This is a genomic window from Tenacibaculum finnmarkense, assembly GCF_900239185.1.
GTDB classification, from domain to species: Bacteria; Bacteroidota; Bacteroidia; order Flavobacteriales; family Flavobacteriaceae; genus Polaribacter; species Polaribacter finnmarkensis.
Window position 1 is genome coordinate 49,056 of record NZ_OENA01000061.1, and the last position, 11,061, is coordinate 60,116.

Here is an 11,061-nt window from a genome sequence, read left to right on the forward strand (position 1 = left end):
TTTGATAAAAAATTACAATCCTGCTATTTCATCTTCCTTTAAAATTTCATTGGTTTCTTTTACTACTTTTTGAAGAATTTCTTTTAAATATTTTAAATCCGTTGTATGTTTAAAATCAGAATCCGCTACCATATTCAACAATGCTTTATCTTGCGCACGTCCTTTTTTCATTGCATCAGCATACGGAATATCTTCTTTAAAAGTAACCATCGAATATTTAGAAAAATACTCATTTGGAAACGCTTTTTCTAAAGCCATTTCTAATTTTCTCTTTTCTTTAAATAACGGATTAGCTACATGATTTTTCATCTCGTGAAAATTATCGATTGCTAAATCAGCAATAGCATCGGTATTTTCTTTTCTTGCTTTTTCGTAGGTTTTAAACACCGTTTCCCAATCGCCTAAATTTTCTTCTAAAACAGCATCAAAAATGGTAATATCTTCAAAAGAAGCATTCATTCCTTGCCCGTAAAAGGGTACGATTGCGTGCGCTGCATCTCCTAATAAAATAGTTTTATTTTTGTAATGCCAAGGCGAACATTTTACCGTTCCTAATGCTCCTGTCGGATTATTTAAAAATTCCTCTTTAATATTCGGAATTAATTTTAAGGCATCTGGAAATTGTGTTTCAAAAAAGGCAGTTATTTTTTCTTCGGATGTTAAATTATCAAAATTATATTCTCCTTCATCATAACTTAAAAACAGCGTAACGGTGAAACTACCATCCATATTCGGAAGCGCAATTAACATATACGCACCACGAGGCCAAATATGTAAATGAGCATTACTTATTTGATGATTCCCTATTTTATCCGCAGGAATTTCAAGTTCTTTATATCCGTGAGATAAATAATTCTGAGAATAACTAAACAAGAATTTTCGTTCTAAATAATAACTTTTACGTAAAACAGAACCCGAGCCATCAGTACCGAAAATAACCTCAGCATCTACAGAAAACTCTTCTTTTGTATGATAATCTTTAAAGTTTGCTATGGTATTTTCTATATCTACAGATGTACATTTTTTATTAAAATGAATGCTTACATTTTCGTGTTTTTCGGCTTCTGTTAATAAAATAGCGTTTAAATCTCCTCTTGAAATTGAATTGATACACTCATTATCTCTACCCGAATAATTTGATGAAAATGTGTTTCCTTCAATATCATGAATCAATCTTCCGTACATTGGAATACAAATTTCACGAGCTTTTTCGGCAACACCTGCTAAACGCAAGGCTTTAAAACCTCTGTCAGATAAGGCTAAATTTATAGAACGACCTGCTGAAATATCAATAGTTCTTAAATCAGGTCTGCTTTCATAAACATTTACTTTATAGCCTCTTTGTGCCAATCGTAAAGCTAATAAACTTCCGCATAAACCTGCACCTATTATTAATATATTGTCTTTTTTATTCATTTTTATGCTTCTTTTTATTTTCCGCTTCGTCATTCTGAATTTATTTCAGAACCGCATCCATATCCAGTGTTATTTCTTCAATATTTTTTAATTATTTTGACAACAATCCTTTTAAAATACCTACCATTTTATAAACATCTTCAAAAGAATTATACATTGGCGTTGGTGCGCAACGGATAACATCTGGCTCACGCCAATCGGTAATAATATTATTTTCTGTTAGTTTTTTATGCAGACTTTTATCGGCATTTTTTACTTGAATAGATAATTGACAGCCTCTTTCTTTTGGATTTGAAGGCGTAATAATTTTAATATCCTCAGAATTTAACTCTTCAATTAAATTATTAATTAAAAACTCAAAATATCCTGTTAATTTTTCTGATTTTTCTCGTAAAGCCTCCATTCCTACCTCAGCAAACATATCTAAAGAAGCTTTAATTGCTGCCATTGATAATATTGGAGGATTCGATAATTGCCAACCCTCAGCACCAGCCATTACATCAAAAGGTTGACGCATATTAAAACGAGTATCTTTATTATGATTCCACCAACCAGCAAAACGAGGTAACTCTTTATTTTCGGCGTGTTTTTCGTGAACAAATAATCCACCTAAACTTCCAGGTCCTGAATTTAAGTATTTATAAGTACACCAAGCGGCAAAATCTACGCCTGAATTATGCAATTCTGGAGAAATATTTCCTGCGCCGTGTGCTAAATCAATTCCGACAAAACAATCTTTTGAATGTCCGATTTCAGCAATTCGCTTTAAATCTAAATATTGTCCTGTGTAATAATTGACACCGCCAATTAATAATAATGCTATTTCATCGCCTTGTTCAGCAATAATTGTTTCTAAATCTTCAATATTTAATAATTCTTCGCCTTTTCTTGGTTTCCATTCAATTAAACCATCTTCGGCATCAAAACCATGAAAATTTAATTGCGATTGTACCGCATATCTATCCGAAGGAAAAGCGTCAGATTCTATTACAATTTTATATTTCTTTTTCGTAGGCTGATAAAAAGAAACCATCAACAAATGCAAATTGGTTGTTAAGGTATTCATAACAACAACTTCTAGCGGTTTTGCTCCCACTATTTTCGCCATGTTTTCGGTTAAAAACTCATGATACGGCAACCAAGGAGTTTCGCCTTCAAAATGACCTTCTACGCCATATTTTGCCCAATCGTCTAGTTCATTTTGAATATATTTTTGAGTTTGTTTTGGCTGTAATCCGAGGGAATTTCCTGTAAAATATAACCAATCTTTTCCATTTTTATCTTTGGGAATATGAAATTGGTTGCGTAAATAAGCTAAGGTATCTTCTTTATCTTGTTGTTGTGCGTAGTCTAAGGTATTTTGATAATTCATCTAATAGAAAAAAAGGATTGTTTTCAAATATAAAACAATCCTTTTTCATTTATTAAATACCCTATATTTATTTTTGATTTAACGTACATTTTAAAACGGTCTTTCTTCGGCAAAAAAGAACCAATTAAAAAATGCCCCTACTTTTTTGTCTTTTTTAGGTTTTGACATATTCATACCAGACGAAACTAAGCCCTCTATATAACTATCATACTCTAATTCTTTGGTATCTAAAAAACCATTTAAAAATTTCCGAGAAGCTTCCATTCCCTTTACATCTTCAATATCTTTAAGTTTTTTATATAAAGAAATTACCTCATCAATTGCTTTTTGAGGAGCTAATCTTCGAATTGCTTTGTAACTTAATACCTGTTCTTTTTCATCTTTTTTAACCGTAAAATCAGTAACTACCCAATAATATTTACCTGATTTCGCTAAGTTTTTAACTACGGCAATCATGTTTTTACCTTGTTCTAAACGCTCCCACATCATTTTAAAAATAATCCTAGGCATCTCTGGATGTCGAATAATATTATGCCTTGCCCCTACTAATTCACGTTCTTCATACCCTGATGAAGCAACAAAATCTTCATTACAATATTCAATAACACCTTTTTTATCGGTAATACTAATCAGAATTGTATCTTGCTCTAATAGTACTTTTTTATCAATAGGTGTTGGCGAAGATATTTGTGATTTTCTTGATACTTCTTTCATTTTAAAATTATTTTTGATGACAAATATAAAAATGGACAAACATAAATTACATGATAAATATCATAAAAAACAACTCTAAATGAAGTACTTATCTAGATTAAATATTAATATAATATTCTAAATTTTATAGTTCCGTCTATTTCTTGCAATTTTTCGATAACTTTTTTATCATATATTTTATTTACATCCGTAATTACATAGCCTACTTTTTCATCTGTCGATAAATACTGCCCTGTAATATTCAAATCGTATTTAGCCAAAACTTTATTTATTTTTGCCATTACGCCCGGTACATTTTTATGAATATGCAAAAATCGATGTGCATTATTTTGACGTGGCAAGCGGATATTGGGGAAATTTACCGCATCAACCGTATTTCCTGAATTCATGTATGCCATTATTTTACTTGGCACAAAATCGGCAATATCTTTTTGAGCTTCCTCGGTGCTTCCGCCAACATGAGGCGTTAAAATTACGTTTGGTAACCCTTTTAATTCGGTGTAGAAATCACCATTTTTTCGAGGTTCTTCAGGATATACATCAACAGCCGCTCCTGCTATTTTACCCGATTTTAATCCCGCTACCAAGGCTTTAATATCAACCACAAAACCTCTCGATAAATTTACAAAATGAACGCCATCTTTCATTTGAGCAATTTCTTTTTCGCCGATATAATTTTTGTTTGCCACATTGTCATCTACATGTAAGGTAATTACATCAGCAATATTTAATAGCTCTTTTAAAGTACTTATTCTGCTCGCATTTCCTAGCGCTAATTTATCTTCAATATCATAATAATACACATCCATCCCTAGTGCTTCAGCTAAAACAGACAATTGTTTACCAATATTTCCGTAGCCGACAATCCCTAGTTTTTTACCTCGGATTTCTCTCGAACCTTGGGCTGTTTTATTCCACTGACCATTATGAAGTTCGGTGCTTCGCTGAAAAACACTACGCATTAACATAATAATTTCGCCAATTGCCAATTCGACCACCGAACGAGTATTACTATAAGGAGCGTTAAAAACGACCACACCGTTTTCTTTACAGGCTTCTAAATTTATTTGTTTTGTTCCGATACAAAATGCCGAAACCACCATTAATTTATCTGCCGATTCGATTACCTTTTTAGTAACCTGTGTTTTTGAGCGAATCCCTAAAACATGAACATCTTTTAATTTATCAATTAATTCTTCTTCGGATAAACTTTTTGACACCGTTTCTACGCTAAAACCATCGGCTGTTAAGTTGGTAAAAGCATCATTATGAACATTTTCTAATAATAAAATTTTAATTCTATTCTTTGGATATGATATATTTCTTGGCAAATCGTTTAGGTATAAAAATTCGTCTAAATTAGGCGTAATATGGTCGGCATTTGCGATGGTTTTTGCTCTTTGTACATTTTCAGTATAAGCAAAAAAAGTATCGGCAACTCCTGCTTTTTTGGTTACCGCATCGCTATAACCGTCACCGATTACTTGAATTTCACCAGCTAAATTTAAGTTTTTTAAGCAGTCAATTTTTCCGTTGTGTTGCGATAACAAATTTTGAGTATCAAAACCTATTATTGCATCGTTTTTATCAAACTCAAAAGTATTGGCAAAAACTCTTTCAGCAGGAATATTATACTCGGCAACAATCGGAATTATAAACTCTTTAAAACCTGCGGATATTACATAGATATCATCAGAAAACTCTTTAAAAAAATCTTTATTATCAGCAATTGAACGAGATACTTTTTGCTCTAATTCTTTTATCAATAAAGGTAAATCAGCTTTTGTAGCGTTTAATAAGTCAATCCGTTTTTTTAAAGATTCGGTAAACGATATTTCGCCGTCAATTCCTTGATTGGTTATTGTTATAATTTGATTAATAATAGCCTCTTTCTTCGGATTTCCTAGCAGACTGATTTCTGCTAAAACATCTAAAGCTTCTACCTTTGTAAGGGTACTATCAAAATCGAAAACAAAACTTCTTTTTGGTGTCATAGCATTTTATTTAAGGGTTCGTATCCAAAAATACAAAGGATATTAAACAAGTAATGCACTATTTTAAAAAGATTTTATTTTTTTATCCATAGAATATCAAGTTATTAGCAATAAAAGCCACCAAATAACAGGAATTGATTCTACAAAAAATGAGCTATAATAAGTTGATTGTTTTTCTGAACAACGCATCAATAAAACCAAAAGAAGCGTAAAAATCACCAAAAAAACCTGTTTAAAATTAGTATTTGACGTTATTATAAATTCTAAAAACAAACAAAGTATTAACAAAACATAGCCTACCTTTTTGGTTTGCTGAACGCCTATTTTTTTAGGAATGGTTTGCAAAGAAATAGCGTCATACTTTACATCTCTTATATCAAAAGGCAAAATTAAAACCACCACAAACAAAAAACGCTGTAATCCTAATAAATAAAGAGAACCCGAAAAACTAGCCCGAGTATCAAAAAAAGGTAGAAAAACCGTTATTCCCGCCCAAACCAACGCAACAATTATGATTTTTAAATAGCCGATACTTCGTAAGTTTTTTTTAAAGCCACTAAAAAAAGGAACGGTATATAAAAGTGTTAACAATCCGAAGGGACTAAAAAAGAGCACTGTTTGTAAATTTAATTTAGTAAGATAAAAACACATCATTAAAAAGCAAAACAACGAAAAAATTTGAATAATTTTTAAATGCCTTGTCAAACTTTTATGATACAATTTAGCAACTCCTGCATATTTTACAAAGTTATAACCCGTAATTGTAGCGTAAAAAATAAAAAACAACAACGATTTATTGTATTCCAATCCAAAATATAGCACCGTAACACAAACAAAAGAACAGACCGCTAAGGCTACGTGAATACTAGCATTTATATAAAAATTAAATAGTTTTTTTAGCAAATTCATTACACAAAAATAGTTTTTATGTTTAGAACCATTACATTTAGTTAATAAAATATCAGTTTAAAGCCAAAAACATACTATAAAAATTACACTTTTTTGTTATTTTTGATGGACTAAAAAAACAACACAGAATGAACACAAATTCATTTCAACTAAGACATATTGGTCCTAATTCAAAAGGACAAGAAAAAATGCTAGAAACGATTAAATCTGATAGCATAGACCAATTAATTTTTGAAACAATTCCTGATGATATTCGCCTTAAAAACGAATTAGATTTAGCTCCTGCAATGAGTGAGTATGAATATTTGAATCATATTACTGAATTAGGTGCAAAAAACAAGGTTTTTAAAAGTTACATCGGATTAGGATATCACCAGGCAATTGTGCCTAGCGTTATTCAGCGTAATATTTTAGAAAACCCAAGCTGGTACACCGCTTATACGCCATATCAAGCAGAAATTGCACAAGGACGTTTAGAAGCTTTGTTAAATTTCCAAACCATGGTTTGCGATTTAACAGGTATGGAACTTGCAAATGCATCTTTATTAGACGAATCAACTGCTGCTGCTGAGGCAATGGCGTTATTATTTGATGTACGTGAACGTGCTCAGAAAAAAGCAGGTGTAACCAAGTTTTTTGTTTCTGAAGATATTTTACCTCAAACATTATCGGTTTTACAAACACGTTCAACGCCTATCGGAATTGAATTAGTTGTAGGAAATCATGAAGAATTTGATTTTTCTGAAGATTTTTTCGGAGCTATTGTTCAATACCCAGGAAAACATGGGCAGGTTTGCGATTATACTGAATTTGTTGCCAACTGTAACGAAAAAAATATAAAAGTAGCTGTTGCTGCCGATATTTTATCATTAGTAAAATTAAAAGCACCTGCTGAATTTGGTGCTGCCGTAGTAGTAGGAACTACACAACGTTTTGGAATTCCATTAGGTTACGGAGGTCCTCATGCTGGTTATTTTGCTACCAAAGAAGCTTACAAACGTAGTCTTCCTGGTCGTGTAATTGGTGTTACTAAAGATGTTAACGGTGGTCGTGCATTGCGTATGGCGTTACAAACTCGTGAGCAACATATTAAGCGTGAAAAAGCGACTTCTAATATTTGTACTGCACAGGTTTTATTAGCTGTTATGGCAGGAATGTATGCCGTTTACCATGGTAAAGATGGTTTACAATATATTGCTGACAGAACTCATGCTGCAGCAAATACTTTAGCAACTGCTTTAGAAACACTAGGTTTCAAACAAAAAAATAGCGCCTATTTTGATACTATTTTAATTGAAGTTGAAGCTGAAAAATTACGCACTGTTGCACAAGCAAACGGAATCAACTTTAATTATATTGATAACAACCACGTTTCTATTTCAGTAAATGAAACCGTTAGTTTAAAAGAAATTAATGCCATTGTTGATTGTTTTGAACAAGCATTTAACGTACAAAACATTACTGTTACACAATTAACAACAACAGTCGCAATTGCTCCTAACGTTTTAAGAAACACTTCTTTCTTAGATAATGACGTATTTAATACCTATCAGTCAGAAACTGAAATGATGCGTTATATCAAAAAGTTAGAACGTAAAGATTTAGCGTTAAATCATTCCATGATTTCTTTAGGGTCTTGTACCATGAAATTAAATGCTGCTTCTGAAATGTTACCTTTAAGTAATGCACAATGGGGAAATATTCACCCATTTGTACCATTAGAACAGGCTGAAGGATACCAAACAGTATTAAAAAACCTAGAAGAACAATTAAATGTTATTACAGGTTTTGCAGGAACTTCTTTACAGCCAAATTCTGGTGCACAAGGAGAATTTGCAGGATTAATGGTTATTCGTGCGTATCATGAATCAAATGATGATGCTCATAGAAATATCTGTTTAATTCCTGCATCGGCACACGGTACAAACCCAGCATCAGCAGTTATGGCTGGTATGAAAGTGGTGGTTACCAAAACCGATGAAAAAGGAAATATCGATGTTGAAGATTTACGTGCAAAAGCCGAAAAACATAAAGATAATTTAGCCGCTTTAATGGTTACCTATCCATCAACGCATGGAGTGTACGAAAAAGCGATTAAAGAAATCACCCAAATTATTCATGATAACGGTGGGCAAGTTTATATGGATGGTGCAAATATGAACGCACAAGTAGGATTAACAAACCCTGCAACGATTGGTGCTGATGTTTGTCACTTAAACTTACATAAAACATTTGCTATTCCTCATGGAGGTGGTGGACCAGGGGTTGGACCAATATGTGTTGCGCCTCAATTAGTACCATTTTTACCAAGCAATCCATTAATTCCAACAGGTGGCGAAAATGCAATTACAGCAATTTCTTCAGCTCCTTGGGGTTCTGCTTTAGTGTGTTTAATTTCTTACGGATACATCACCATGTTAGGTGCTAAAGGATTAACAGATTCTACAAAAAACGCTATTTTAAACGCCAATTATATTAAAGAACGTTTACACGGTCATTACGAAACCTTATATTCAGGAGAAATGAATAGAGCGGCACACGAAATGATTATTGACTGTAGAGACTTTAAACAAAACGGAATTGAAGTAGTTGATATTGCAAAACGTTTAATGGATTACGGTTTTCACGCACCAACAGTTTCTTTCCCAGTAGGAGGAACAATGATGATTGAACCAACAGAATCTGAAAATGTAGCTGAATTAGACCGTTTTTGTGATGCTATGATTGCTATTCGTAAAGAAATTTCAGAAGTAACCAAAGAAGACGCAAATAACCCGTTAAAAAATGCACCGCATACACAAGCGATGCTAACTGATGACCAATGGGATTTACCATATACGCGTCAGCAAGCGGCATTTCCTTTAAGTTATGTTGCCGATAATAAATTTTGGCCTTCTGTTCGTAGAGTAGATGATGCTTTTGGCGATAGAAACTTAATTTGTTCTTGTAACCCAATTGAAGATTATATTGATGAAGAAGCTTAAAATCTTCTTTATAAATTTTTTATAAATTCGAAAACCTCATCAGAAATGGTGAGGTTTTTTTTTGAAATTATTTTTCTATATTAATTTTATTTGAAGCTATTCCCGCTTTGCGCACTCGCTTTTTTTATTTTTAAAAGAAAAATAAAAAAGAGCTCAAACAATTGCTTCAATCGGGGCTAAAAACCAGAACGACCTTAAAAAAAGCACATGAATTCATCTTTTTTATCAGAAAATAATATCTTTATAAAACTGTGTTTTTTCTATTAAAAGTATTCCAAAAACATAATTTTAGATTTTTTATCTACATTAATAAAATAAACAGAAAAATAATCTAAATTTCAACCTAAATACTGACTATTATTATTGATTCTGCTACTTTTGATGGCTAAATATCATTACTATGGCAGGTTTTAAAAATTTATCCGAAGAAAATCAACAAAAATTAAATACACTAAAAGAACAATTAACCACCGCTCGTGATGGTTTTTTAGGGTATCCCGTTTCAAAAGATTTTGATTACTCCGCTCTAAATGAGTTCTTTCAGTTTCCTATTAACAATTTAGGAGACCCCTTTGAAAAAGGAACATACCAAGTACAAACTCACGAAATGGAACGCGAAGTAATTGCTTTTTTCGCCAAATTATTTAGGGCAAATCCGAAAGATTTTTGGGGATATGTTACCAACGGAGGTTCTGAAAGTAACTTGTATGGCTTATATCTTGCACGTGAATTATATCCCAAAGCAATTGTTTATTATTCCGAATCTACACATTATAGTATTCGCAAAAATATTCATTTATTAAACATCCCTAGTATTGTTATAAAAGCACAAGAAAACGGTGAAATGGATTATAAAGATTTTAAGAACACCGTGCGTATGAACCGCCATAAACCCGTTATTGTTTTGGCTACTTTTGGTACTACTATGAAAGAAGCAAAAGATGATATTTCTAACATAAAAAATATTTTAGCGAGCCTAGCAATTCAAGACCATTACATCCATTGTGATGCAGCCTTATCTGGTTCCTTTGGAGCTTTTATGCAACCTCGCCTACCCTTCGATTTTATGGATGGTGCAGATAGTATTTCTATTAGCGGACATAAATTTATAGGATCTCCAATTCCAACAGGCGTATTAATGGCAAAACGCTCCAATAGAGATCGAATTGCCAAAGGAATTTCATATATCGGCTCGTTAGATACCACCATAACAGGTTCTCGCAACGGACATTCACCACTTTTTTTATGGTACGCCTTAAAACAATTGGGTGTTGAGGGTTTACAAGAACGCTATCAAAAGAGTTTAGAAGTTGCGCAATATTGTGAAACTTCACTAAAAAATATTGGTATTAAAGCCTGGAGAAATCCGAATGCAATTACCGTAGTTCTGCCTAAAACATCTAAAAAAATTAAAGATAAATGGCAATTAGCAACCGAAGGTGATATTTCACATATAATTTGCATGCCAAATGTAACGAAAACCCAAATTGATGCCTTTATTGATGATTTAAAAAATTGCGATGAACCAACAACTGAACCCGAAATTACTTTTGATTATTCATTAACATAAAACCAACTTATAAACATAAAAAACACGAAGCGTTAACTTCGTGTTTTTTGTTATAAAACTTATTTTTTAAGCATTTAGAAACTATTCTTTTCAGATGATTTC

Annotated in this window: 7 protein-coding genes; 2 read left to right on the top strand and 5 right to left on the bottom strand. The window is 32.4% G+C overall.

Annotation, left to right across the window (positions count from 1 at the left end; all coding sequences use genetic code 11):
* Positions 1–12: 12 nt before the first annotated feature.
* The 5 genes from AQ1689_RS08740 to AQ1689_RS08760 form a co-directional block, all read right to left on the bottom strand.
* Complete coding sequence (locus AQ1689_RS08740) at positions 13–1,416, bottom strand: FAD-dependent oxidoreductase (protein ID WP_101955844.1); 1,404 nt, start codon at positions 1,414–1,416, stop codon at positions 13–15.
* Positions 1,417–1,507: 91 nt separating this feature from the next.
* Positions 1,508–2,788 carry a kynureninase gene (gene kynU, locus AQ1689_RS08745; RefSeq protein WP_101955845.1) on the bottom strand — a complete coding sequence of 427 codons (1,281 nt, stop codon included), beginning with the start codon at positions 2,786–2,788 and terminating at the stop codon, positions 1,508–1,510.
* A 90-nt stretch (positions 2,789–2,878) separates the two neighbouring features.
* The gene (locus tag AQ1689_RS08750) at positions 2,879–3,502 is read right to left on the bottom strand and encodes a PAS domain-containing protein (RefSeq protein ID WP_101914862.1); all 624 of its coding nucleotides are present in this window, start codon (positions 3,500–3,502) and stop codon (positions 2,879–2,881) included.
* A 104-nt stretch (positions 3,503–3,606) separates the two neighbouring features.
* Positions 3,607–5,496, bottom strand: a complete 1,890-nt coding sequence (serA, locus tag AQ1689_RS08755) for a phosphoglycerate dehydrogenase (RefSeq protein ID WP_101955846.1) — start codon at positions 5,494–5,496, stop codon at positions 3,607–3,609.
* Positions 5,497–5,592: 96 nt separating this feature from the next.
* Complete coding sequence (locus AQ1689_RS08760; protein ID WP_101914860.1) at positions 5,593–6,405, bottom strand: UbiA prenyltransferase family protein; 813 nt, start codon at positions 6,403–6,405, stop codon at positions 5,593–5,595.
* Positions 6,406–6,533: 128 nt separating this feature from the next.
* Here AQ1689_RS08760 and gcvP point away from each other — a divergent pair, with 128 nt between their 5' ends.
* Together gcvP and AQ1689_RS08770 are read left to right on the top strand one after the other, a co-directional pair.
* Positions 6,534–9,389, top strand: a complete 2,856-nt coding sequence (gene gcvP / locus AQ1689_RS08765) for an aminomethyl-transferring glycine dehydrogenase (RefSeq protein WP_101955847.1) — start codon at positions 6,534–6,536, stop codon at positions 9,387–9,389.
* 400 nt (positions 9,390–9,789) lie between these two features.
* Positions 9,790–10,959: a histidine decarboxylase gene (locus AQ1689_RS08770; protein WP_101955848.1), complete on the top strand. Its 1,170-nt coding sequence runs from the start codon at positions 9,790–9,792 to the stop codon at positions 10,957–10,959.
* Positions 10,960–11,061 lie beyond the last annotated feature (102 nt).

What these genes read in the sequence shown, in the direction of transcription:
- AQ1689_RS08750 (WP_101914862.1), bottom strand. Translation starts at nt 3,502, where the DNA reads ATGAAAGAAGTATCAAGAAAATCACAAATATCTTCGCCAACACCTATT.
- AQ1689_RS08770 (WP_101955848.1), top strand. Translation starts at nt 9,790, where the DNA reads ATGGCAGGTTTTAAAAATTTATCCGAAGAAAATCAACAAAAATTAAAT.
- kynU (WP_101955845.1), bottom strand. Translation starts at nt 2,788, where the DNA reads ATGAATTATCAAAATACCTTAGACTACGCACAACAACAAGATAAAGAA.
- AQ1689_RS08740 (WP_101955844.1), bottom strand. Translation starts at nt 1,416, where the DNA reads ATGAATAAAAAAGACAATATATTAATAATAGGTGCAGGTTTATGCGGA.
- serA (WP_101955846.1), bottom strand. Translation starts at nt 5,496, where the DNA reads ATGACACCAAAAAGAAGTTTTGTTTTCGATTTTGATAGTACCCTTACA.
- AQ1689_RS08760 (WP_101914860.1), bottom strand. Translation starts at nt 6,405, where the DNA reads ATGAATTTGCTAAAAAAACTATTTAATTTTTATATAAATGCTAGTATT.
- gcvP (WP_101955847.1), top strand. Translation starts at nt 6,534, where the DNA reads ATGAACACAAATTCATTTCAACTAAGACATATTGGTCCTAATTCAAAA.